General features: G+C 60.1%; 28 protein-coding genes. 6 read left to right on the forward strand and 22 right to left on the reverse strand.

The annotated features are described in order from the left end of the window. From HNH97_RS09605 to HNH97_RS09670, 14 genes are all read right to left on the reverse strand, one after another. The coding region (locus tag HNH97_RS09605; RefSeq protein WP_216657606.1) for a hypothetical protein at window positions 1-444 on the reverse strand (444 nt) is incomplete at its 3' end. After that, the gene (locus HNH97_RS09610) at window positions 441-1,109 is read right to left on the reverse strand and encodes a hypothetical protein (protein WP_048859016.1); all 669 of its coding nucleotides are present in this window, start codon (window positions 1,107-1,109) and stop codon (window positions 441-443) included. The genes HNH97_RS09610 and HNH97_RS09605, both read right to left, overlap by 4 nt. Further along, a complete protein-coding gene (locus HNH97_RS09615) occupies window positions 1,109-1,924 on the reverse strand; it encodes a hypothetical protein (RefSeq protein WP_048859017.1) in 816 nt (271 codons plus the stop codon). Before HNH97_RS09615 ends, HNH97_RS09610 begins: the two co-directional genes overlap by 1 nt. Continuing rightward, window positions 1,921-2,136 (reverse strand): hypothetical protein, encoded by a 216-nt coding sequence (locus HNH97_RS09620; protein ID WP_048859018.1) that lies wholly within the window; start codon window positions 2,134-2,136, stop codon window positions 1,921-1,923. Before HNH97_RS09620 ends, HNH97_RS09615 begins: the two co-directional genes overlap by 4 nt. A 26-nt stretch (window positions 2,137-2,162) precedes the next feature. Beyond that, window positions 2,163-2,459, reverse strand: coding sequence for a hypothetical protein (locus HNH97_RS09625; protein WP_048859019.1), 297 nt, complete (start codon window positions 2,457-2,459; stop codon window positions 2,163-2,165). 65 nt (window positions 2,460-2,524) lie between these two features. Further along, window positions 2,525-4,018: a hypothetical protein gene (locus HNH97_RS09630; RefSeq protein ID WP_048859020.1), complete on the reverse strand. Its 1,494-nt coding sequence runs from the start codon at window positions 4,016-4,018 to the stop codon at window positions 2,525-2,527. Between the two features lie 33 nt (window positions 4,019-4,051). Beyond that, the gene (locus tag HNH97_RS09635) at window positions 4,052-4,789 is read right to left on the reverse strand and encodes a hypothetical protein (protein WP_048859021.1); all 738 of its coding nucleotides are present in this window, start codon (window positions 4,787-4,789) and stop codon (window positions 4,052-4,054) included. Next, on the reverse strand, window positions 4,782-5,645 hold the full coding sequence (locus HNH97_RS09640; protein ID WP_048859022.1) for a PqqD family protein: 864 nt from the start codon (window positions 5,643-5,645) through the stop codon (window positions 4,782-4,784). Before HNH97_RS09640 ends, HNH97_RS09635 begins: the two co-directional genes overlap by 8 nt. 282 nt (window positions 5,646-5,927) lie before the next feature. Then, window positions 5,928-6,209 (reverse strand): hypothetical protein, encoded by a 282-nt coding sequence (locus HNH97_RS09645; protein ID WP_048859023.1) that lies wholly within the window; start codon window positions 6,207-6,209, stop codon window positions 5,928-5,930. A 76-nt stretch (window positions 6,210-6,285) separates the two neighbouring features. Continuing rightward, complete coding sequence (locus tag HNH97_RS18285) at window positions 6,286-10,788, reverse strand: helicase-related protein (protein ID WP_171790736.1); 4,503 nt, start codon at window positions 10,786-10,788, stop codon at window positions 6,286-6,288. Beyond that, complete coding sequence (locus HNH97_RS09655) at window positions 10,694-11,455, reverse strand: hypothetical protein (RefSeq protein WP_139312892.1); 762 nt, start codon at window positions 11,453-11,455, stop codon at window positions 10,694-10,696. The genes HNH97_RS18285 and HNH97_RS09655 overlap by 95 nt, the downstream gene beginning before the upstream one ends. Window positions 11,456-11,520: 65 nt before the next feature. Beyond that, window positions 11,521-12,477: a site-specific integrase gene (locus HNH97_RS09660; protein ID WP_075594788.1), complete on the reverse strand. Its 957-nt coding sequence runs from the start codon at window positions 12,475-12,477 to the stop codon at window positions 11,521-11,523. 70 nt (window positions 12,478-12,547) lie between these two features. Further along, entirely contained in the window at window positions 12,548-12,910 is a 363-nt protein-coding gene (locus HNH97_RS09665) for a hypothetical protein (RefSeq protein WP_139312891.1), read from the reverse strand. Beyond that, window positions 12,907-13,596, reverse strand: a complete 690-nt coding sequence (locus tag HNH97_RS09670) for a phage antirepressor KilAC domain-containing protein (protein ID WP_171790737.1) — start codon at window positions 13,594-13,596, stop codon at window positions 12,907-12,909. The genes HNH97_RS09665 and HNH97_RS09670 overlap by 4 nt, the downstream gene beginning before the upstream one ends. A gap of 246 nt (window positions 13,597-13,842) precedes the next feature. Here HNH97_RS09670 and HNH97_RS09675 point away from each other — a divergent pair, with 246 nt between their 5' ends. Then, a complete protein-coding gene (locus tag HNH97_RS09675) occupies window positions 13,843-14,022 on the forward strand; it encodes a ribbon-helix-helix domain-containing protein (protein ID WP_216657608.1) in 180 nt (59 codons plus the stop codon). Window positions 14,023-14,036: 14 nt separating this feature from the next. On the opposite strand, the gene HNH97_RS09680 is transcribed toward HNH97_RS09675, so the two are convergent. Continuing rightward, window positions 14,037-14,282: a hypothetical protein gene (locus tag HNH97_RS09680; protein ID WP_216657609.1), complete on the reverse strand. Its 246-nt coding sequence runs from the start codon at window positions 14,280-14,282 to the stop codon at window positions 14,037-14,039. Window positions 14,283-14,306: 24 nt separating this feature from the next. On the opposite strand from HNH97_RS09680, the gene HNH97_RS17750 reads away from it, so the two are divergent. The 5 genes from HNH97_RS17750 (at window position 14,307) to HNH97_RS09705 (ending at window position 17,752) form a co-directional block, all read left to right on the forward strand. Then, window positions 14,307-15,824, forward strand: coding sequence for a restriction endonuclease (locus HNH97_RS17750; protein ID WP_216657610.1), 1,518 nt, complete (start codon window positions 14,307-14,309; stop codon window positions 15,822-15,824). A gap of 135 nt (window positions 15,825-15,959) precedes the next feature. Next, window positions 15,960-16,250: a DUF4258 domain-containing protein gene (locus HNH97_RS09690; protein ID WP_048859029.1), complete on the forward strand. Its 291-nt coding sequence runs from the start codon at window positions 15,960-15,962 to the stop codon at window positions 16,248-16,250. A 12-nt stretch (window positions 16,251-16,262) separates the two neighbouring features. Continuing rightward, on the forward strand, window positions 16,263-16,790 hold the full coding sequence (locus HNH97_RS09695) for a hypothetical protein (RefSeq protein ID WP_171790739.1): 528 nt from the start codon (window positions 16,263-16,265) through the stop codon (window positions 16,788-16,790). A gap of 235 nt (window positions 16,791-17,025) precedes the next feature. Then, window positions 17,026-17,322: a hypothetical protein gene (locus tag HNH97_RS09700; RefSeq protein WP_171790740.1), complete on the forward strand. Its 297-nt coding sequence runs from the start codon at window positions 17,026-17,028 to the stop codon at window positions 17,320-17,322. A 22-nt stretch (window positions 17,323-17,344) separates the two neighbouring features. Continuing rightward, window positions 17,345-17,752: a hypothetical protein gene (locus HNH97_RS09705; protein ID WP_171790741.1), complete on the forward strand. Its 408-nt coding sequence runs from the start codon at window positions 17,345-17,347 to the stop codon at window positions 17,750-17,752. A 71-nt stretch (window positions 17,753-17,823) separates the two neighbouring features. Here HNH97_RS09705 and HNH97_RS09710 read toward each other — a convergent pair whose 3' ends face one another. From HNH97_RS09710 to HNH97_RS09740, 7 genes are all read right to left on the reverse strand, one after another. Further along, a complete protein-coding gene (locus HNH97_RS09710) occupies window positions 17,824-18,069 on the reverse strand; it encodes a hypothetical protein (protein ID WP_171790742.1) in 246 nt (81 codons plus the stop codon). 187 nt (window positions 18,070-18,256) lie between these two features. Beyond that, window positions 18,257-18,700 (reverse strand): Panacea domain-containing protein, encoded by a 444-nt coding sequence (locus HNH97_RS09715; RefSeq protein ID WP_171790743.1) that lies wholly within the window; start codon window positions 18,698-18,700, stop codon window positions 18,257-18,259. Between the two features lie 247 nt (window positions 18,701-18,947). Next, window positions 18,948-19,496 (reverse strand): hypothetical protein, encoded by a 549-nt coding sequence (locus HNH97_RS09720; RefSeq protein WP_171790744.1) that lies wholly within the window; start codon window positions 19,494-19,496, stop codon window positions 18,948-18,950. 45 nt (window positions 19,497-19,541) lie between these two features. Beyond that, entirely contained in the window at window positions 19,542-19,901 is a 360-nt protein-coding gene (locus tag HNH97_RS09725) for a hypothetical protein (RefSeq protein ID WP_048859034.1), read from the reverse strand. A 77-nt stretch (window positions 19,902-19,978) separates the two neighbouring features. Next, window positions 19,979-21,190: a hypothetical protein gene (locus HNH97_RS09730; protein ID WP_048859035.1), complete on the reverse strand. Its 1,212-nt coding sequence runs from the start codon at window positions 21,188-21,190 to the stop codon at window positions 19,979-19,981. Continuing rightward, window positions 21,187-22,365: a zeta toxin family protein gene (locus HNH97_RS09735; RefSeq protein ID WP_171790745.1), complete on the reverse strand. Its 1,179-nt coding sequence runs from the start codon at window positions 22,363-22,365 to the stop codon at window positions 21,187-21,189. The genes HNH97_RS09730 and HNH97_RS09735 overlap by 4 nt, the downstream gene beginning before the upstream one ends. Window positions 22,366-22,389: 24 nt before the next feature. After that, entirely contained in the window at window positions 22,390-24,069 is a 1,680-nt protein-coding gene (locus HNH97_RS09740; protein WP_048859037.1) for a phage portal protein, read from the reverse strand. Window positions 24,070-24,076: the final 7 nt, after the last annotated feature.

The following is a 24,076-nucleotide window of genomic DNA, read 5'->3' on the forward strand; positions in this document are numbered from 1 at the left end:
CTTTCCCTTCCACCAGCCATGGACCGACTTGGGCATGTTGTTGCCCATCACGGACCCGGGTGTTCCCCACCGGAAAGGAATGATCAGGTACCGGCGGCCGGCCTTTGAGACGCGGACCTTGATCGAACTGTCCAGCATCTTCTTCATGTCATATTCGGGACAGCCTTCCTCAATCACCCTGGCGTAGGCCAGATCGGAATAAACCTCCGCAGAAAATGCGTTCAGCCGCCGGATATTGATCGAGCGCGCGTATTCCCCGGTGCGTGACCGGATCACGCCGCCGCCCGGCAGCGGGGCACCGTTCGCATACGACTTCCACATGTCCTGTGCCTGCTCCGCCAGAACGGAAACGGCGTGCGCGACAGTCGGGAACTCCCCCCCCAGGTCTCCGATACCACGCAGCAGGTTCAGGTCTGTCAGGACAGAGGCCCGGATGCGGCTCACCGCGTCACCCCCCCCTGCGTTGCACCCAGCAGGTCGAATTTGCGCAACACGACGCGGCGCGGCAATTGTAAGCCAGACGCGTGCTCGCGATCCTGGGGGAAGTCACGGAACAGGAAATACAGCGGCGACCGGCGACCGGTCATGGTGAAGGTCTGCCCTGCCGCCGGCACTGGCAGATCCGCAGGCCACGTCAACGTCCCGTCCGCGTTCACCACGGGAATGCCCCCCGTGATGATCTCGCTGCCATCGGCTGAGAGCCAGAACACACGATCAATGCTCAGGGGTGTGAACGCCAGGCGGTCGTTCTCTCCCACGGTAATGGTGCGCCCGAATGGCTCGCTCGACTGCGAGAGGGTGACGCGGTCATACTCTCCTGCTGCAAAAAATGGGGAATCGGACGGGATAGACATGACGATGTCGCCACTCATCCATTCCCCGTACTGCGCCCATTGCCGGACCAGTTTCATGGAGGTCATCGCCGACCAGGCAGCCTGCGCCGCGAACCAGATATGGCCGATGCCATGACATTGCGGGCAGTTGGGCTGCGGGGCGTTCAGCGTGCCGCCAATGCACGGGCACGGCGCAGACGGTTCCCACGAAATGTTCTGCCCCAGACCGCCGGTGGAGGATAACAGGGCATTGCATACCGCGACATTCGGCAGCATCACACAAACCCCATGCGGATTCCGTTCAGCCGTCCTTCGATCACGCTCTCACGCCCCTCCAGAGACTGCGCCAGCCCCGCGACCTGAACGGACAGGCTCTGCGAAATCCCGTCGATTGAAACTGATCCGGACTGGGGCAGGAACTGGTCCTCGATCAACGACAGCACGGCGCGCTTGAGCACGTAATCTGGCACCTCCGGACATGTCAGGAACGGGTTGGTCAGGCCTGCCTGATAAACGACCTGCAGCATCAGGGGGATGGTGCGGCCGCCCGACAGTGCCCCCATGACAAATACGTTCAGCGGCAGGCTGGACGGCGTCTGGGTGGCGACGATGTTGATCCGGCCATATTTCCGGTCATACCTGATCCAGTCCGACGGAACGACGTAGAGCGGCGCCTGCGGATTGGGGTAGCAGAACCGCAATTCCTGCACCGTCACGATGTGCGTCCGGCGCAGCTGGAGGAACCCCCACTCGTCACCCGAGAAAAATCCCGGATCGTAATCGTATCCCGGCTCCTCCAACGTTGGATAACCCGCCGTGTTCAGGGCCGCCAGAGCCGTCTGGTCGTAGCCCTGGGGAAACATCTGCCTGGGATGGAAGAAGGTGCGGAAACGCGCTTCCGCCAGTGATTCCTCCGCCCGAAGCTTCTCCCACAAGAAGTCGTCGCTGATTTCAACCTGCGGAAAATAACGCGCGGCGACGGACAGCAGGCGGTTCTGTCGCAGCAGTGGCAGGGCCTTCGCACGATCAAACATGCTGGGCTCCTGCGCGACGGTGCCCGTCGTGCCCGCTGCCGTCGTGCTTTCGCTCACTGAGGATCAAACCCCGGCAGTGTCAGCGGCGTGGGCAGCGTATCGGCCGTGATGCCCGTGATCCCGGCCGCAGCCAGTTGCTCAATGATGGCATTCTGGTTCTGCACCAGACCAAACAGCAGGTCACCCAGCCCCACGGACCGGGCGATCGGCATGCAGCGGTTCAGTTCGTCCTGCAGGGTCGCGGTCGGCTTGAACGTGTTGGACGTCATGAAGGCGGCTCCTCGTTAAATACGCGTTACGCAGCGGGCGCAGCCGGTTCTTTGCCGCCGGCGGGGTCGTCCTTGCTGGCGTCGGTTTCACTGTCCGTCCCGGCCTCGCCGCCCGTTCCTGCGCCGTCGGTCTTCCCGGCGGCCTTGCTTACAGCGGGCGTGCTCTTCTTGTCCTCGACCACGCGATAGCCCTTGATCCCCTTGAAATGGGCGGCGACGTCGTCGCTGACCTCCTCGGAAACCATCTGCCCCTTGTCGGGGCTGAACTTCACACCGTTCACCTCCGACGAGGTATGCGGGATCTTGCTTACAATGCGCGGCATCGGCGCGTCTCCTCAGGACTGGTGGGGAAATCGGAAAAGGGGCGACCGATGCCGCCCCCTCCCCGTCAGCTATTGGCGTGCGGGCGCCAGACGTCGTTGTTCGACAGGATGTTCTTGAACACCGCGATCTGCTTGCGCTTGGACAGGCGCAGGTATCCGAACAGCATCTGGGCCCACGGGATCACCGCCTGGTTGGTCGGATACAGCGGGAACTTGATCATCGGTAGCAGCTGACGCCAGACCACCGCGCTGTTTCCGGGCCGCATCGGCAGCAAGAATGCCTTGGACGTGCCCGGGATATCCTGGTTCAGGTCCGTCCAGACTGTCGTGGCTCCGGCGCAGGGGATACGGCAGACCAGACGGAAATCGCTGCCCTGCCCCGGCACGGACCCGGCAACCACGCCCGGACCGTTCTGGCGGGAACGATAGATCGCATAACCGGTCTCCTGGGCACCTGTGCTGCGCTTGATCGTCAGGGTCGCCCCCATGCCAGACGCGATCGCTACCTGGGCGGAGATGACGCCGGTGGACTGCCCGGATGCATTCACGCCCGCCACCAGATAGTAGTAGTTCCCCGCCTGCGCCGCCGTAAACTGGGACGAAACATCCGCGTCCGCCAGCGCAACGGGCGTGACTGCCGACGGTGCGATGGAGGCCTGCGCCGCCGCAATCGCCGGATAGATCACCTCGAACGGCTGCTGCATCTCGGAATCAGGGATGAACACGTCCGGGTCGTTGGAGATATTGCCGAACGAGGTCCGGATACCGTTGACGGGCGCACCCAGCTTCAGGCCACCATCCGAAACACCCGTCAGCGGCACGCGATAGGCCGGGTCGAGGTTCGTGTCGAAATCCGCCTGCGTGTTGTAGGAGCAGAACAGGTTGGTCGCGCGACCGAAGTTTCCGTACCCGGCCACCTTCGCTGCTGCCTTGTTGACCAGGTTGACGCTGGCCAGCTGCTGCCCGCGGCAGTCAAGGATATTGCCGGGATCGACCTGCCCCGCCGCTACGCCATAACGGATCTGCGCCTCAATGCCGTCGAACTCGGTCGGCACCACGGCGGAATCACCGCTGAACGACAGGTATTCAGCGTCGGTCAGCAACTGCAGCGCGCCGTTGTTCTGCTCAACGGCCTGTGAATCGGAAATCGTGTTCTGCAGGGTCTGCACGAACGACACCTGACGCTGGGTCATCAGGAATTTGACCATGCCCACGCGCCGGTTGTAATCACCAACAGAGTTGGGAATGTTCCCCATTTCCGAATTGGTGCTGCCGCCGAGGAAGCCGCCGACGCTATCCTGTTCGGTCCATTCGTCAACGGTTGCCCCGGCCCCCTGCTTGAGGAGCATGTTGAACAGGCGGAAATCCTCGTTCGACTGGATGGTGGACTGCATCGTCATATCCAGCGACTGGATACGCAGCGCGGCACCCCCGGTCAGCTGCGAGACGTCGGTGCCGTATCCCGCCTCAAGGGCTTTGCGAAGCCCTTCAAGGTCTTTCACCGACATCATGCCGGAACGGGCATCACTCGGCTGGATCAGCGCAGGGTTGAAATTCATGGTCTGTATTTCCTTGCTGTGATCAGGCCGACGTCAGACGGACTGAATCGCCTTGACGAGGGGTTCGGGGATCTCGGCGCCCTGGTTCAGGCACCCTTCGATCATCGACACGTCCACGGCCGAGATGAGGCCCTTCTTCATGGCCTGCATCGACGCCTGCATGATTTCGGCCCGCGACGCGCCCTGCGGCTGGGCCGGGGCACCGGCAGGCTGGCTCTTTTCCATGATGCTCAGGACCGAAGCGCGCCCGCGGCCCTGCGCGCCGAACGTATCGAGACGATCGGACAGGGACTTGATGACCGTGTCCTGATCCTTCACCAGCCGCAGTAGCGACTGCATGCCAGACAGGGCCTTGACCATCTCGCCGGCATTCTCTGCGCGAACGGCTGCCAGTTCGCTGGCCAGCGCCGTGTTCTGCCCCTTGAGGAAACGCATGCCCGTGACAAGGGCCGCACCGTCAACAACTTCGGCTGTCTCGCCGCCTTCCAGCGTCACGGTCAGCGACTTGCCGAACATCTCGGCGTCATCGTCATCCTCTTCCCCGCCTTCTCCGGCCTTGCGGCGCGCTTCCTCGGCCGCCCTGGCCTCCGCCTCTTTTTTCTTGCGGGCCTTTTCAAGTTCCTCCTCGGTCAGGGGCTTTCCCCCTTCCTTCGGATCGTCCTTGCCCTTATCCGTGGTGCGCGACTTGCGCATTTCCTCGATCCCGCTCAGATCATTGAGCAGCGCGTCAAAGCCCCCCGCCGTGGGCGCCGGGTTGGTTTTTTCAGTCATGTCTTGTCCTTTGTTCTCGGCCCCTCTGGAGGTCGCCCAGGAACCGTTCGACCAGCTCCGAGGCCCGGTCCGGATCCACGTCAAAAGCCTGCGCGACGTGCGCGACGAGCGCATCGACGGACGGCTTCACCCGACCGGCGCGGATGTCCCCCGCCAGCCTGTCCCTGAAATCCCAGTAATTCTGGAGGTGCGGATCCGGCATTTCGGAGCGCAGCGCTGCCCCTCCGCTCAGTTCCGCCATGTCCGTGCCGTAGCCAGCTTCCAGCGCCTTACGCATGCAAAACGCCCCGGCGGCCATGCTCTTGGCCAGCGCCCCGAACGGCACGACCGCCACGGTGGGCACGTGCAGGTTCACCGGCGTCCCGCTCATCCCGATATTGGTCCAGCGCACCCGATCGATGACCGGGCGCTGCCGCCCGGTTTTCGGGTCCGCGATCTTGCTCCGGTGGCAGTCTCCTCCCACCGACGGGAACCAGTGCTTCGGCGGACGCTGGCGCGTCAGGGAATCCCAGAACATGTTCGCATGCTCGACGGTCGGCCCCTCCCCGCCATAGATTTCGGCCTTCACGAACGTCTTTTTGCCATCTGCCCGTACGTCCACAGGCTTGCCGATCTCGAACAGATGGTGTGACGGCTGCCCGGCCACCGGCCCCATCTGGGTGCGATGATCGAGGTCTATGTTCCCGTATTTCAGGAAGTAGGGCGCGCTTTCCTGAAGCGCTTTCGACAGGACAACTTCGCCCTGATGATCCACGCTCTCGTCCGACGCCTGCATGTAGACAAAGCGCCGGCCACCCTCTTCACGCGGCTGGGCCTTGAACATGCTGTCGATGCAGAAAAACTCTTGATCGCTCATGCCCCAAGGCTGCCGTCACGATATGAGTCATTCCAGCCGGAAGGTCATCTCGGATCGCAGCCTTATGCCTTTCCGGCGAGGCGCACTGCCGTCATTCTTGTTTGCATGCATGCATGCATGCATGCAATTTATCGGGCTGGATGTCTGTCAGTCGCGGGTGCCTGGGTGCCTGGGTGCCTGGGTGCCGCACCCTTCCGGCCTGATTGGCAAGTTGCAAGAAAGGCGTCGGAAGGAAAATTCCGACGCCTTTCTTTTTACCCCTCCCACACAAGCGGCAATTCCTCAGGTGCCAGCGGCCTCCAGCGCGGCCTGGGCGTCCGCGATGACCAGCAGCAGTTTGCCTCTCTCACGAATCAGATCCAGAAACCTGTCGCGGCCTTCATCGCTCAGTAGGGATGCCATCCGGGCTGATTCGATCCTACGCTCCACGACCACAAGCTGGTTCTGCGCCGCCGAAAGAATGGCCTGGTCAGCCGCCCGGATCCGTGCCTGCCTTTCCCCAAGGCTCCCCAGCATTCCGCTGATTTCGGTTGCGGCCTGGGTGGGGTTATTGCGCTCTGTCATATGTGCTGCCTTTCTTTCTGATTTGCTTGCAAGCTTGCAAGCAAGGCGTCGTGGCGGGTTGCTTCGGAGGCATGCACTATGCCGCGCGCGAGGCATGATCGCGGCGTTCGGAGCGTGCCTGATGCAGGTATCCGGCGATTCCCGTTTCATCCAGCCCCTCAAGGGGTGACGTCACGATATCGCGGAGATTGTATTTCTCCGTCAGCCGCCGTCGGTTGCGGCGCTCGACCGGATGATCTGCAAGGATGTCGATCAGTTCGACATCACTGGTCTGACCCACACGGTTGATGCGCCCGTCGCGCTGCGCATGCAGCATTGCCGTCTGTGGCGTGTCATACTGCGCCAGCCATTTCCCGCGCTGAAGGTTCGCGCCCACTGCCGCAGCATCACTGGCAACCATGATGTCATGCTCGCCAGCCTGGTAGGCCCTTTTTTTCCGGTCCTTCTCGGCAGAGGAATCAGCCCCCGTCAGGGTCACGACCCGGTGCCCTTCCGCGCGCAGGCGTGACGCGATGTCATGGACCCGGTCCAGCGACCGCGCGAACACCACGCCCGGCCTGCCGCGACGCTGTTCCGCAACGGTGACGGTGCGATTGGTTTTCGCTTCGCCCCCCAAAGCCTGCATGATGGCGGTGTTGCGCAGGATCCCGATGGAGGGGTTCATCCGTTCGGCAATCGCGCGATGGTCGGCATCGTCGGCCGCGCTGAACGCGGCGGGCGCCAGCTTTTTCATCGCCTCCACATCCACATCGCCCTTCATGCGCGCGATCCGCGCCCTGGCCGACGCCTGCTCGACCTCCGCCAGACGGGACCTCTCCGCCGCGCCCAGGGGCACGACTTCCTCCGTCTTGGTGGCGTTCACGCCCGAGGCGATGCGCCCGGTGTAGAAGTGGCGGGCCATCTCGCGCCGCAGGCCTTCACGCGCGGCGCTGGTATCGCCGCCGTATTTGCGCATGAAGGCATCCCGGTCGCCGTAGCGTTTGCGATCCATCTTCGACAGCACGTCAAACGCCTCGGACGCGTCATTCTTGACCGGGTCTGCTGTCATGTTGACGTAGTACGGGGTGCTGTCCGCCACGGCGTCAACCACGTTCGCCAGGCTGGAGTTTTTCTTGCCTGCCCGGTTGAGCAGGTTATGCCCCTCGTCCACGTTCAGGTAATCGTGGTGGATGCCCTCCCGGTCCAGAACGCCGCGCACGTAATTCATCCGCCCGTCGGCATCCATGCCATCCAGTTTCTGGGTGATCTCGGCAGGCGATACGCCTTCCTGCCCCGCCGCCATGTGCAGGACGTCATCGCGGAACGCCTGATGGGTGACGACCGAAAAATGCACGTCCGGGTTTTTATAGGCCGCGATCCGCTGCTCCCGGTTTGCCGACGGATCCGCATGCCAGCGGAATTTCCCGGGCTGGAGCAGGGTAAGGGCCTCTCCATGGAACTGCCCCTGCACGATGGACGGTACCAGAAATAGCCCGCGCTTTGCCTTCCCCTGACCCTGCAGATGCGTGAACCCCGCCAACCCGATGGAGGTCTTTCCCGAGCCCACTCCCAGGCCGGCGACCACCCGCCTGTTGTGCTCGATCAGCTTGACCGCCCGCTGCCGCCCGACGAAACGTCCGCTCATGTCCGGGCGCCACAACTTCACCGGCTGCCCGGCACGGAACTGGGAACCGACATGCGGCATCATCTGTGCGATCGTCTGTTCCGCCGCATGACCCACAGACCACCGTTCCCCAAGCGCCGGCCCCTCCGCACCGACAGGGGAGGGGGCCGCGTCGGCACCAAAGAACTGCATCTGCGCTTCGCCGCGTCCCTCCTCCGCCGCACGCGCGGCATCCAGCCGGTCCGCTACGCCGCCCGCGGCATATCGCCCGTTCTCGCGCTGGCGCAGCGCATCAATGCGCTCGCGGTGTTCGGCCATGCGCCGTTCCCGCGCACCGGGATCGAGCGCATCCAGATGGCGCAGGTCGTGCGCGATGACCGTCTTTCCGACCGCCAGCGGCGCATCGGGGCGCAGGCGGTTGTAATGGTCCGCGAAACGCCCGATCACATGCGAGCGCGCCACGTCCTGCATGGCGGCGTAGGCGTTCGCGGGGCCGCCCATGGCATCGCTGTATTTTCCCCACGTCATCGTGGCCCGGTCCAGCGCGGACGCCTTCTCGTCATGCGCCTTCTTCCAGTCACGCCACTGCGGATTGACGGACGTGCCGAACATGTCCTGCGTCTCGCGCACGGGTTCCTGCCCGGCATGCGCCTCCAGATCCGCGCGCATCTGCGCCACCTTCGGGTCGGAACGCGCAAAATCCTCCGCGAAGCGCGCCCGCAGGCCCCGCCGCTCCGCATCCGTGAGGTCGCCAATCGGCTTGAACGCTGCCGCCCCGTCTGGATGCTCCGCCAGCGCGCGATGCAGAGCATCCACAGATGTCTCGTCCACCGGGAAATTCTGACGCTGCAGGGATGTCCGTGCCCCCCCGAGGGAGGCGACATGCTCATCCGCCATTTCCTCGAAACGGGGGCGATGCTCCTCCGCCCGGACCATGTTCCCGGCGGCGTCATACTGGGGGGCCTGCCGCCCCAGCGCCTGCATGAAGGCCTGCCGGTCGCCCGCGCGCCGCATGGTCGTTTCCGACAGCAGGTCGGCCAGCGCCTTCGCCGGGGTTTCCCCGTCGGCAATACGACTGCCGATGAACGAACGGATCGCCGCCTCGTGCCCCTCAACCGACGTCGTATCGTCCGGGGTGGCATAGGGCGCGGCCAGGCGCGGCAGCACGCCCGGCTGGCTGTCCATCGCCATATCTGGCCGGTTGGCCACGCCATGGGGCAGCCATCCATCCTCGTCGTGCCGCCCCTCGATGATGTCGAGCGCCCCGCGCACATGCGCCAGATCCTGCGGATCGACAGGTTTCGTCAGGCGCTCGATGCCCGACCGGTTCAGCGTGACGATGGTGGATGCCCCCGCCTTGCCCACCTCGTAATCGCCCTTCTGCAGGCCCAGCGCATGCAGCTGCACGATCGCGGTTTCCAGGGAGGTCTTGCCCATCGGCACCTGGACGTGATCCTTGCGCCCCTGCTTCATGGCCATGACCATGGCGGCGTTGGCCTCCATCTCGCCATAGGCAGTGCCAAGCCTGCGCTGCGCCCCGCTGACCAGATCCTTGCGCTTCGTGTTGAGTTCCTGCGCAACGGTCAGGTCCGAGGCGTCCATGGCGGGCGAAAGGTCGATGGCCTGCGCCTGGTCGTGCATTTCCCGCGCATCGGCCAGCGCTCGGCGTGACGTGTCCATGTAATGGTCGGTGTGGAACCTCTCCATCGCCGTGGCGGCGTCGGCCATGTCCCCGGGCGACAGGTCGCCATGCATCCGCTGCGCCAGCACCTGCGCCGCGCCCGCGACGCCCAGCACGTCCACCACGGACCGGTCCATCTGCGATGCGCCCGTGCTGGCCAGCGACAGGGCGTTCATGGCGTTGTAGGCCCCGGACGCAACATGGCGTTCCAGCGCCTCCCGGCCGCCCATGCGGCTGGCCTCGTTCAGGAAGGACCGCGTGCCGATAGTGCGCAGGTCCTTCTCGATGTCCGCCGCCACCGCGCCGTGGCTGGCCGGCTCCGCCTCGATGACGAAGGACTTGGGCTCGACGGGAGCCTCGGACGTGGAAATTTCGCGCAGTTTTTTCCGCGCGTCGGCCTTTGCCGTCTTCAGGGTCTTTTCCGCGCGCAGCAGGTCGATCGCCCGCCTCCCGTCAATCTCCCACCCTGCCTTCAGCGGCGGCGGGTTCTCGCGCACCTTGTCCAGTTCACGCCCGATCCGGTCCGCTGTCACCTTCGGGAGGCCTTCGGGCAGGGAGGCCTCCCGCGCTTCGTTGACCTCCTGCTCCAGCCCCTCCGGCGTCAGGCCGTTCGCCTCCGCCCGGTCGCGGTAATGCGCGGTGAAACCAAGCCCGGCCCCCGACGGCGCGGACGGGTCCAGATCCTGCATGCTGATGGTCTGGTCGCTCTCCGACGCCATCGGCACTTCGCCCAGCCCGGCCTTGCGCCGCAGGTCCGCATCCGCCAGCAGTCGCTTGCGCTGCATGCCCACCGCCTCCCGCGCGCGGGACAACAGCATCTGCGCATGCGCGTTGCGCGCCCGGGTCTTCTCCGCTTCGGTCGCGCCGCTGAACTGTTCCTCGGGAAACCGTGTCTCGGCCTCGGTCCAGCCCAGGGCATCGCCCACCTGTTTGACGAACGCGTCCTCATGCGCGCGTTCCTGCGCCCGCACGGCGTGGGTGGCTTCGTCCTTGGAGGGGGTCAGGCCCTTTTCACGGTCGGCCTTGCGCCGTTCTTTCTCCCGCGCGCGATGCTCCTGCGCCCGCTGGGCCGCTTCTTCGCGGTACTGGGCCTCGCTGCGCACGCCGGTCAGGCGCAGGTGGTTCAACGCCCCGCCCGCGCCTCCGATCACCTTGGCACTGCCGTCCTTCTGCACCTGCACAAGGACATGCACACCCTTGTCATCCCGGCCGTTGGGATGAACCGTCAGCCACCGCTCCCCCGGAGCCAGGGCCTTTAGAAGGCTGGCGCCGATCAGCACCAGCTTCTGCTTCACATTGCGGAATACCTGCATCCCGGAAGGATATCGTCACGATATACTTCCGAAACTTAAGCAGGTTGAAAGACCAGAAAGTTTTTGTTTTTTTCTCGCGATTGTGGAACCGCGCAACATCCGGAGCATAAGGTCTAAATATCATCGGAAGTTTAGTATTCAAAACTATTGCCATTTCCTTTCTAAACTTATCCTTTTCTTGTTCGCTAAATACAAAACTTTTTTCTTTTTTGCTTTGATAAAACTTATTATAATAATCTCTACATTTATTATAGATAATGCCGAATTCTCTCTTCACGTCTTTATTAAAATAAAATTCTGATTTAATAATTAATATGCCAGTATTCTTTACAGAATCTGAAGTAATAAATTCTTCAATATCTTTATCGTCTTCCATAACAGAAATATCAGAAACCATACTGCATATATTGTCAAATATCTCTATTCTTTTATCGAAGAGATCAAGTATATATTTCTCCCTTGCAATTTCTTTCTGTTCTGTAGCTATCGCCCGCGCACGAGAGGCAACCCATATCGCGATTCCTCCTGTAAACAACACAGCAATAAGTGGCGCAAAATTATGAATTACCCACATAAACCAATTTTCATGTGAAATCGCATGCACATGCAGTGGCGCAGAACCACTAGGCCCCGTAACAGTCCAATCCATACCTGACTAAAATCCCATTTATTGGCCCTGTACGACCGCAACTCCATACAGTCGCCAAAGCATCCTCACAAAAACGCCGAACCCGCATGGTTCCTGAACAGATCCGCATCCCGCACATACGCGTTCAGCGTCTCCAGACTTTTGTGCCGACTGACGTCGCGCATCTTGAAAATCGTCGCCCCGGCGCGCGCCGCGCTGGTCAGGAACCCTGACCGCAGGGAATGCCCCGAAAACTGCGCCGGGTCTTCGTTGATCAACAGGCACCGCTCCTTCACGATCTCCGCCACGGCCGCCGGGCGCAGGGGCTGCGCGCCGACCTTGCCGCCCCGGCGCACGCGGCGGAACAGGGGGCCACTTTCGATCCCGGCCGCCGCCATCCATGCCTCAATGGCTGGGCCAGGGCGCAGGCGGTTGCCGCGCGGGATCGCGATGGTCTGGCCCTGTCCCTCCTGGTCGGTCTTCGACTTGCGGATCAGCACCCGGTATCCGTCATCCGTGCGCGACAGGTCCTCCACACGCAGCGCGACCAGCTCGCTGCGCCGGAACGCCCCGGCAAAGCCCAATGCGAGGATCGCCCGGTCGCGCAGCCCCTTCAGGCTGTCATCGCAGGTGTCGATCATGCGCTCCACGATATCCGCCGTGGCGGCGGCCTTGCGGTCCGGGGCACCGCCCATCTCCCGCCGGATGCCCTTCAGCGTCTTGGACACCAGTTCGGACCGGGTCGGTGTCTCCTCGTCCGCCAGCCGGTGCAGGTAACGGATGGCCGCCACCCGCCGCCCGATCGTGGACGGACGCAGGCCCTGCTCCGCTGAATCCGCGATGAAGTTGGCCACCGTCTCCGGCGCGGCGGGCAGGGAACTGACCCCGCGCGCCGTGCACCAGGTGGTGAAGGTGTTGATGTCGGTCATGTAGGCGCGGCGCGTGCTCGGGGCCTCGGCCTCCAGGATGAAGCGGCGCGCGCGCGCGGACGGCACGATGGCGATGGCGGTGTCGGGCTGGGTCGGAACAATAATCTGGTTCATCTCGAAATCCTGTTCGTATCTGGGTGCTCCCCCGCTGTGACGGGGGAGCGGGAAGGGGGATCAGGTCGGGTTACGTTCCGTGATCCGACCCCTCCGCCAGCAGACGCCGCATGTCATCCTCAATCGATGCCACCATATCGCGCACCAGATCAAGACAGTCCGGGTTGCGGGACAATACCCGCACCACGCCGATTTTCAGCATGACGCCCCCGAACGTGGGCGATGCGGTGTCCATGATGTCGCGCTCGACGGCCTTCATCTCCGCAAAGACCTGCGTCAGCTCGTCGTCGCGCCAGTCCTCCGCGTCCGGGCGCGACAGCATCGCCTCCAGCCGCGCCGCGGCCTCCTGCGTCAGCGTCCACAGTGGCGCGAGGAAGGAGAGGGGATAGTTCGCCGCCAGCAGGCCGGGCGGCATCGTGGTATCGGCGCTCATCGTGCCGCCCCCCATCCGTGCAACATCTCCCCCAGGCGGGAGATGCCTTTCGCGGTCACCCGCAGGCGGGTCACAATCTTCGTCCTCCCTGATTCCTGATGCAGGGTGACCAGCTTGTGCTCCAGCAGGCCACTGTCCAGCTTGGTCTGGTACGCCAGCCAATGCTCGCCCTTGCGGTAGATCCAGCGCTGGTCGCGCATGAAATTGCGCAACAGGATCGGGTTGACCTGCAGGTTCTTCGCCGCCTGCCGCATGTCGATCGACCCCTCGGTCCCCGCAATGCGCGCCAGCGCGGACACCTTGGGCGCGTCACGTTCGATCCGCACCTGCTGCTGCGCGATCGTGTCCGCCTGCGCCGCGATCCGGTCCTGCTGGTCGGCCGCAAGGCGCAGCGCCTCCGACAGGGTGCGCGGCACACGCGGGTCCGGGACGGGCGACGTCGAGGCCTCCAGTTCCAGCCAGCGGTCGATGACTTTCAGCCGAAGGTCCGACCGGTAACCGGTGATGAGGTTGAGCGTCAGGTTCTTGGGGAGATTGTAGCATTTCCGCTGCTCTCCCTTGGCGTCAAGGTAGACGCATCCAAACTTGGATGCGTCGCATCCAATGTCCTGCAGCATCTTCTCAATGTCACGCACGACATGGAAATGCTTCTTTCCCGTCAGCGCGGAAATCTCACGACTGGACATTGTGAGAGAGGCAGCATCGCCAACATCAGGCACGATGCTGTCAAATAGAGTAGGCGACGACCGCCCCTTGGAAATGTTATGAAAATGATCAGCCGATGGCATGGGGCTCTATCCCTTGCGGTTGGTTAGACCGGGTAGGAGTTGCAGCCTCCTGCCCGGTCGCCTTTGTGTATGTCATGTATGCCGGTTGCGTCAACATAATGTATGCCGTTGACGCATACAGTTTGTTTGTGCCATGACATCGCCATGGATGAACTGAATTCAGAGCGCATCATCACCCCGATGCCGAAGTCTCTTGTGCAAGCGATTGATGATTTTCGCTTTTCTGAGCGCATGCCTTCGCGCGCGGAAGCCATCCGTCGCTTGATCCTGCTTGGACTTGATGCCGTGCATCAGGAGCAAATGAAGAATCAACCTCCTCTCTGAGAGCGTCATGATGCTCAATTGAGGTCGGAAAAGATGCCCTCAAGTTTGAGGGCATCTATCTTGACGCCTATGGTCGCAAGAAACCTTGCTACAACCTTCCCAAGAATCTGACGCTTAACCTGATAGCGGGCTACCGGTAGGACTTGCGGTTTAGGTCTCCTCAACTTTGAGGAGACCTCCAGCGCGCCGCATCCAGCATGAGCATCCCTGCCATGCCATCCCGTTAACCCGCTCCAGAAATGTTCTGTGATATCGGACATGCAGAACATCGGGGGCCGGGAACCTTGACGACAAGACTGCGACACGTTGTTGGCTTGGCTGCCGCCATACTTCTTCTCCCTGTTGTCGCGGTCCATGCGAACAGTCCGTCGCTCACGGAAGAAGGCAACGAGATCATACCACCTGTAACGAAAACTGGAGGCCTGTACAGCCCGCCAGGAAACTGGGTTACACAGCGTGGAAAGAACTCGAATATTCTGCTTACACGTTCCGTAATTAAAGATGTTGAACTAGCAATCACCATATTCTCGGAAACGCATGAAGTTTCTCTTGTCGGGGTAGCTTATCTGCCAGACGTACATGATTTCTCTCTGATCTTCCCAGACATGAAGATCACATTGCCACCCGCACCTGATGACTTCCCTGTGCATTACAGTTCAAACGTCGGACCGGTAGCCTTATTTGCCAAATCCATTCCAGCATCTGACCTTCCCGCAGTCATTCATGACCTGACCAAGCAGGACAAAGTCGAGATCGTGTTTAGTGGGAGGCATGTGGAATTTTCCCTGATCGGATCGTCCAGCGCCATCGGTACCCTCGCCAAAGCGGCTGAAGATCAGGGTACTTCTTTGCCGCGGCCTTTTAATCCATTCCCCAGCGCTCCCAAGACACAGGCAATGCCCCAGCCCAGTGACGGGCCTGCGCCCAATACGCCTGATCCCAAAGCCTTCACTGACGAAATTTCCGAACCTGCCGCGGATACATCGTCATTTTGGGACTGGGATTCATTGATCATGACAGCCGAAGTCTGTGGCGGAATTGGCTTCCTCGCGATACTGGGCATGGGGATTTCAGCACTCGGGAAACATGACAGAAAACTGAAATCAGACGCGCAGAAAGAAAGACAGCGTCTGCAGGATCTGTACAACCAGCGCATCAACACAGGCTTTGACGCCATCCGCGAACACGCCCGGACACTGGGCCTGAAACGATGGCAGCTCATCTCCTATGACGACTATGGGACGCCCCAGTACGGCAAATGGTACCGGGAAATCGATTATTTCCTCAATACCGTCATCTGGACGCTGCCGGCCCTGCAGGGCATCAATCGTCAGGCCAATCCACAACTGGATGAAAACTACCGCAAGGCCATCATCCAGGCAGCCGCCGCCAACCAGCCCAACCAGAACGGTGATATCCCGTTCAGCGACGACATGGACCCCTATGCCTACGAACGTGCCTGTGCCCAGGTGCTCACGAACGAAGGCTGGAACGCCCGCGCCACGGTCGGCAGCGGGGACCAAGGCGCCGACGTAACAGCCGAACGCAATGGCATCCGCATTGTCCTGCAGTGCAAGCTCTACAGCAACGCCGTCCCCAATTCCGCGGTCCAGCAGGTCGCGGCTGCGCGCCTGCACTACGCCGCGCAATATGCCGCCGTCGTCTCCAACGCCCGTTACACTGCCTCGGCCCAGCAGCTGGCGCGCACCACCAATGTGACGCTCCTCCACCACGACCAGCTTGCGGCCTGGGCAGCTTCGCTGAATGGCATGCCTGACAACGTGGAACCGATCCGGGCATGATGCCCGGACCATTAACCGACCTCCCACTGAATACCGGCGAACGGTAGCGCATATCGCTGGACACTCACGAGTGAAGCGTTCCCACTTGACGCTACGTCAAAAACTTCCTATTTTCACGACGAGGACTTGATAACGGTGCCGCACGATGCAGAACGTCGCAGATTGCAGAACGCTATCACGCAAGGGGCAAGGATCGTATGGACGCACCATGCGACACAGCGTTCACGGGAACGCCATATCTCCAAGCTGATTGCGGAGCGCGTACTCCGTCGCGGCAACATTGATCAAATCGAAGCACCACTGGACGGTGATGAAACCTGGCGCGTGGTCGGGACCGATAATGACGGTCGCCGGATAGGCGTGGTTGTCACTTTGAAAGATGACGTCTGTATCATTCGTATCATCACGGTTATGGCGCTCCGCTGAAAGGAAGAATTCATGTTCAGAACACTGCCCTCGTACGAGGAAGACGGCCTGGGGCTGCCTTACGCGGTGACGCTGATTGACGCCGCGGAAGAAGAAATTGACGAAACCACCGGGGAAGTGATCGGAGTTTCCGTGCCCGACATGGAAGGGCTTGCGGCCGCCGTGGCGATGGCGCGCGTCCTGATCCCGACCGGCCTTCTGCCGCTGGAGATCCGGTTCCTGCGCGACGTGCTGGACCTGTCTTCGGGGGATATGGCAAAGATCCTGATGATGAACCCGGCCACCTATTCCCGTTGGGAGAATGGCAAGCAGGAAGTCGGCCAGTGGGCGGACAAGCAGTTGCGCATGGTGGTGGTGACCACGCTGCGTGACCGTTTCCTGCATTTCAGCGTGGACCCGAAAACCGTGACATCGCTTTCCCCGCTCAAGCCACGCGCCAGCCAGACCGCTCCACGGATCCGGATGGTCCGGCGCGTCCTACCCGCTGAGGTCACACAACTGGACGAGTGGGATACGGTTCCGCAGGCCATGGCTGCCTGACCCCCGTCGGTATTGGAGCTGAGGCAGCCAGATTATTCCTCAATCTTGCGTGGGTTTGTCGGCTTGATGCCATGCTTGCGCTGGGTCTGGGCTACCCACCTCACAGCCCATTGAGATAATCATTACGTAGAAAATCAGGTATACTATGACTTGTTCATGTATTATACAAACTTCACATAGTATTAACATATGGGAAATAACAAAAACATTTCTTCCAGGCATTATTACAGCATGTGTGACAGGATCAATTGCTTCTGCTGCATATTTTGTTGCTAGATCACAGAGAGAAATTGCCACAAATAAGTATAATTTAGACCTATTTGACAAAAGATGGGAAATATATAAAGAGTTTTATCCGTTTTATACAGATAAAAATAATATATTTGATAGTTCTTTCAAGGAAAAAGAAACTGTCTTCGAGAAAATACCCCTTATATTTAATGGAATTACACAAACAGATATTAAGTCACTACATGACAATAAATCTCGCATTGAATCATTAGATATAGATCAAAAAAAAGATTCAATCTAGTATTTATCAAATAAATATTAGATTGAAAGATGACGAATTGAATCTTTTTGACCTTAATAGAAAAAAGGAACGTATAGATAAAGGTATAAGTACTTACGAAGTAAAAATTTTCACTAGTATTGGCGAAGAAATATCAAATTGTGACACATTAATAAAGGAGCGAAAAGAGGAAATTGCTAATCTTGATAAAAAAATTGAAAACATTACTTCTGAACGCGACAATGCAGAAAAAAACATCTATTCTACAATAAATGATATTAACAATAAGATTTATTCATCTCTAACTGTGAACCACAATGCATACACCACAATTAATTTGGTAGACTTTTTGCCTAATATTTCTATTTATGAGAGATTTACAGCATTAGCTTCTCTTTTTATTTGCTTATTAGTGTTTTCAATGATGTTTATTCATTTATTAATAAATTAAATCAAAACATCAATCATAAATAAATGGATAAATAATTTAGAATAAACATGAAGAGGAAGGTCAATCATACTTCATCCATGATCGTACACATCAAACGCACGGTCAATCCAGACGACATAGAAAACCCGGCCGCCACGATAACCGACCATCGGCGCCATGGCCGCACATCGAAAAGAAATTATTGGCGTCTCTTCTGTGATGAATGCCGGAATAGCCACCTTCATGGATGATCGACCGATCTTCTCGTATCCAAGTCCGTGACGACCGGATGCCCGCAGTTCGTTCCACGTTAATTTGGAACGTTTGGCGATTGCCATAGCGAACCTTGCCCGCTCATTCTCCTCGCAGCATTCGATATCATGCGATGGCTGCAGGTTTTCCAGACTGAAATGGGGCTTCAGGTGATCAGTACTGCCGCTTGATGACTGCGGCGCAGCAATTCTTCCCGATGTCCGCGCTGGGGCACTGGCGATACGCTTTTTGTTTTTCTTGGCCGACAGGACGCTAGTCCTTCAGCCGCCTCTTGAAGAATTTTTTCATAGCTGACTGGGAGATCACGTTATTTGCACCGCTCTTGTCAGTGTTGCGCCACGGCGCTTCCTCATGCGTCATATTGCGCAGTTTCCACGCGGAAAACTGCCCATACTCGTCATAGACTTCGTTCAGCAGTTCCCGGTCATCCTCGTCATATACCGAGAAATCCAGCCCCACAGGACATGGAATCCCTTGTGACCCATATATCTTGAACGCATGGTAAATTGATTCCACCACGGGGCCATGCTGCCAAGCGACAATCGGCTCCATAAACAGGGGCGTGTCGTTCAAAGCCAGGCTGAACCCCTGCGCGTAATAGCAGAGCTTCTGGAGCTTCAGATTGGAAATCTCATCCCCAACGTCTGGATCCGCCAACGTCAGAAAATAATCAGCGACCTGCCTCGCGCTCAGCATAACCGTGCCCCCAGTCTTGATACGCGGCGACGGAGATGGTCCGTGATACCACGATGATCGTAATAGGTAGTGGTCGTCGCCGGTCTGGTCAACATACCAGACAGCCTGCCAGCCCCCTATTTTTTACGACCCGACCGCCGCTGGCGACGGGATGCATGTATGATCGTGGCCCATGCCCGTGCCCGGGTGCGTTCCTCGCGGACCAGCAGCCAGATCAGTGCGCGCCACATCCTATGGCGCGGCGCAATCATGCCGGACTCTCGCGCCCAAGCATGATAAAGCATTTTCTCACCGGCTTCGGATCCCGCAGTTTTCCTCCGTTCTCCTTGGTCGCCATGACCTGGCGCTTGAAAGTGTCGAACGGCAGCTCGCGGATTGCCCCCAGGAAGGCAGGATTGTCGTAATGGCGCAGAAAGCTGGCCCGGGCCTCGCTTTCGCTGCCAAAGCCGAGCATCGCCTTTTCCTCGTCCTTCTTGCGAAAATCAGGGGGTGCCATGGTCTGGACGATCCAGACACGCTGCGACTTTTCATCCGGTCCGATGAACACGTCATAATGGTCGCCGTCCGCCCCCACGGTGCCCCGGATATATCCGTAATGGCATGTCATGGTGGTGGCCCATTCCTTGCCGCCATGATCGCGACCGCGGCGGACGCTCCCGGCCTCGTTCTCGATTGTGATTGGCAAGCCTCCGAACTCGGTTTTCGTCTTACGATAATTTCCAGCCCGTTTCTGTCCCTCCGTGGGTTCATGGAAGCATGACAAGGGATGCGGCATGGCTTTGAGGAGGATCAGCATGGCAGAATGCCTCGGCGCTTGCCGATTTGCTTGCAAGCATGCATGTCAGCCTCCAAACGCGCTGTAGGTCTGGCCTGCTTTCGCGCCATAGACCGTAATGGGGCCGCTGACTGGCCCCCACCGGAATATGCCGGGGTTCGTCGCCGATGCCGGATAGACGGCAATCGCTGTGGAACCAAGATCGCCCCCCGCGCATCCCGTCAGACAGATATACTCCACCGCCGCAGAGGTGTTCTGGAACACGCCGCCATGATTTTGGGTGCCAGCCGGGAAAATCTCCTGCCACGTGGCTGCGGCCATGATCGCCGGAGCCTCGGGCATCATGGGACTGGACGGCCCCACGCTCGCCGCCAGGGCAAGCACAGGGCAGGCCAGAACCGCAAGGAAAGTCAGAAAACCGCGCATAATCGCTCCGCTGCATGATGATGTCCCATCATGCCGTCACGACAGACGCGTGTTTTGCATGCATGCATGCAATCTGGCTACGTTGGTTGCTGCCCGCTTGGTCTGCCGACTGGCTTGAGACTATGCTTGCGCAGGATTCCGTCCATCCAGTTGACGAATTCAGGGGAAACATCAGGTCCCGGATCCGTAACCGTGACCCAGCTGCCCCGGCAGTTCGGGTGCTGGACGCCGGCGGCTGGCCACCACATCTCGTTTTCGCTGCGGGGCATCAGCCCTTCGTCAGTGCGACGCCGCGAAGCGGCAGAGCGCCCGATATTGGTTTTCCCGACCCAGACCTGCGTCTGGCCATTCTGCTCCGGCGCGTCGGGCGCAACGACGGTAAAGATTTTCCCGTTGATCGATTTGCAGAACGCGCACGCGCCGCGATAAGCTTCCACGCGCTTGACCCGCTGCCCGGGCGAGAGGGTGGCGATCAGGCCCTGGTTGCAGGCCTCCCCCGCCTCGGTCACTGCAATGCGCCGGAAATCTCGGTTCAGTTCCCCGAACGCATCAAAAAGGCTCTGCCGCAGTGCGGTGAACTGACCCTGCTTCATCCCGAACATCTGCGCTTCCATGTGCTGGATGATCAGGTTCTTCATCTTGTGGCGCGCCACGTCGGTGACGGCGGAGATGTTCTCGGCCGCGCGTGCCCGCGCAATCTCGATGGTCTTCATCTCGACTGGCGTGAGGATCTTGCGCGGAACCGCCCCGAACCCCGTGGGCATGTATTCCGCCATTTTCGCGATGCTCTCGGCATCCCGGATGCCCCGCGCCTCGAACGCAGCCTGCGCCTTTCCCGCGAGCGTAGCCCGTACCGTCAGCCAGTCCCCCCAGTCCACCGCCACGTCATGCGGCAGGTATTCCTGCATCAGCAGCTCGACCAGCAGCATCCAGTCATCAAGGGTATAATCTTCGGGAGGATGCCGCTCCAGATGCGCCCGGGCCTCCTGCTCCTGTTCAGGCGTCCACCGTCCCCATCCAGGGGATAGCGCCTTCTGGAGCGAGCCTGTGCCCTTCCCGGTAAGGATCTGGCCAAAGCGGTCCTGCAGTTGCTTCAGGACCGCCTGATATTTCTGGGTGAACAGTTCGACCAGCCTGCGGATGATCGGATTGGGAACGTCATCCCACAGCATGGTGGGGTTCCGGGCTGGCGTTTCCGTCGCGGCCTTGAACAGGCTTTCCAGCGCATCATCGCACTGGCATGACGCTATACCTCCAATATCGACCAGAATTTCCGCGCGCCTGGTCATGCACGCCGACAGTCAGGAAGCAGCACCAGAATACGGGCTGAAGGGATCAGTCCTTTCGTGAGGCGGTCGCGTCGGCTTCCGCCCGCATCTGCCGCGCCTTCCTGACGCGTTCCTCCCAGGCCGTCTCTGCCTCCGGAGACAGCTTCACGCGGCTCTCCCTGGCTATGTCCACCGTGTCCGGATAATCCCACGTTTCGGGATTTTTCAGTACGGTCATCTTTCTTCTCCGATATCAGGGCAGGCGGACTGCCCCGCGCCACCAGATTGCTGCGAAATGACCAGCTGTCCGCCAGGTCTTTCACGGCATCAAAACTTGCTTCGTTTGTCAGGTTTCCGAGCACCACGGAAGGAGGGACCAGCCGCCCGTCTTCGATATATCTGCTCACGGCGCGACGTGCTGCATCAAGCCGCGGCAGAAACATGTAATGCACTTCCAGCCGATAATGATCCGCTTTCATCGACTTTGCAAGGGCTACAGCCGTGGCTGTCGTGCGCATGGTGGAATCATAAACGATATTGGCTTTGATCGCCTTCAGACGCCGCATCAATTCTTCTGCGATGTCTGACGATTCCTCATGATAGAGATGTGCGTTCGTCCCGTCATAACCAGGCAGGCGCGCCTTGATGCCGTCTGCATCGATGACAAGCGCGTCGTCGCCATATGCGATACCCCGCAACGCGGATTTCCCGGAACCACCACGGCCGCCAAGGAAAATGAAGGTCGGCGCTTCCCCTTCGGCAGGGAAAGCCTTGGATAGGCGCTCTGCCGACGTATAATCGGCCAGTATCCTCTCATGAAGTGCTGCACGCTCAGGCGTGTAGACACCGTCATGGCAGAACAGTTCAACCGTCGTCGGCTTCTTGGCAAGTTCGTCAGCAGACTGATCCAGCCGGGCCTGCGTATCGGCCGGAAATCCGTGATAGACCTCCGGCAACGACACAGCATGATCGTTATAGGGCGCTGCGAAATCCACCGCGTTGAAATGTTCCGGCGGAATGGAGCGATGCACGCCACCTTCCTTTTCGGCTGCGGCATGGACATGGGCGGGGGGAGCATCCGGCGCGGCGACCCGCTTCCAGCGCCGCATGCGCCGCCCGCGGCGATCCGTCCCGTAAACCAGCGCCATGCCGGGCCGGTTCGCGATCGTGGCTTTTAGAAGGATGTAAATTCTCACCGTCGGGAAGTCCTGTTATCGGGCCTATTCGACCGTGTAGACAGTGGCCAGGGATTTCCTGACCGGCTCGGGATCATCGGTTTCTAGAGGCGTATCCGCGTCACCATCGGGAGGAGGATCGGACGGACGGCCGGGATCGCCCGGGCGCTGATCATCGTCGGTACCTGCGCCTGCGAACCGCTGTTTGTTCAGTTCCATCCATGGCTGGATCAGGCTGGGATTGAGCGGCGCGTTGCCCAGCACGGGGTCAGGGAAGGGCGCGTCACCGCGGCGGCCACGCAGTTCGTTGACCGTCATGACAGACTCGTCTTCCTTCGCCTTGGCCCCGGCATCCTCGCTATCCAGCCCGACGAAGCGGAAACACCAGTCATCGTTGAAGGCCGACACGATGAAATCGCTGAACGTAGCCTCATAGAACGCAAGCAGTGGCAGCAGCCCCGTGTCCTGCCCGTTCTCCAGCTTGGCCTCCGTATCGCTGCCAGACAGGGAGGACTTTGACGCGGAGAAACTCTCGAAATTGATCTCGTCCGGTGCCATGCCGTAGATCGCGCATGCGATGGATGTCAGGAACGTCATCCATTTGGCGAAATGCATCTCGTTGAAGTCGGTGTCGAACTTCTCGAACGCGACCTTGCTCTGCGCGTCCTTCGCCACCATGACAGGAAGGGCCCAGGTGTTGGCCGTCCCCTTGACCATGGCGTTCCAGTATCGCTTGAACGCCGCGATATCTTCCTGCCCGTAATCGCCGATCAGCTGCAGGATGCCCTTGGGGATGGAATTTTCGTCGAACCCGGCATTGTTGTAGGACATGGCGTTCAGGATGCCCGTGATGACCTTGATCATCACCTCCGGCTCCGCCTCACCGTATCCACCCGTGTCAACGTCGGTGCGCGGATTGCGAACCTCGTAGATCAACTGATCAATCGTGTAGGTGGTCCCGATGCGCCCATCGATGACCTGCAGGGCATAAATCGGGTCATCCCCCTCGTAATGCTGCTCGGAACACAGCCGGATCGTGGCACCGTCCACGGCGTAGAACCCGTCAAGCCCCAGTTCAGCGTTCCGACGCATCTCCGTCTCGATGGGGCATGAATCCAGCGTCAGGGAATCCCGCACCGACTTGGCCATGAACTGGCGGAAATTGTCGCGGTGCATCAGCTTGCGCCGGCGTGGATTGAACTCCCAGCCGCAGTTGAGGAAAAACCGCGCCAGATGCGCGGCGGCATCGGCCTCCGTCCCCTTGAGCAGATGGTTGCGATCCTTGTGCCGGATTTCAAACCCGAGGCCGCCATCCTCGCTGATCTGGGCAAACCTACTGACCTGGCGCACACGCCGGCGCACGATGGCGCTGAGGATCGGCGTCTGCGCCACGATCGCGCGCAGTCCGGTGAAATCCAGCGCGGACGGCCTCTCAAAATACCGCGCCTGGGAAAATATCTTCTGGGGGTCCAGCCGCACTGACCGCATGCGGCCGCCCGTGTCATTGCCGTCGCCCAGCCGGATGATCTGCCGCGGGGTTGCCTTGTAGAACTCAGCGTCCATCAACCCATTGTTGATGTAGTCAATCACAGGGCGCAGGTTTTCAGGCGGGATCAGTTGGGACGCCAGCGGGCGATACGCCTTGTGCATCTCCACGGACGCGTCGAAACGTTCGTCAGGCGGGGTATCGAGGCCGAGGGCCAACTGTCGCACGGTTTCGTTCATGCCGTTC

This window comes from Gluconacetobacter entanii (assembly GCF_013155425.1).
GTDB lineage: Bacteria > Pseudomonadota > Alphaproteobacteria > Acetobacterales > Acetobacteraceae > Novacetimonas > Novacetimonas entanii.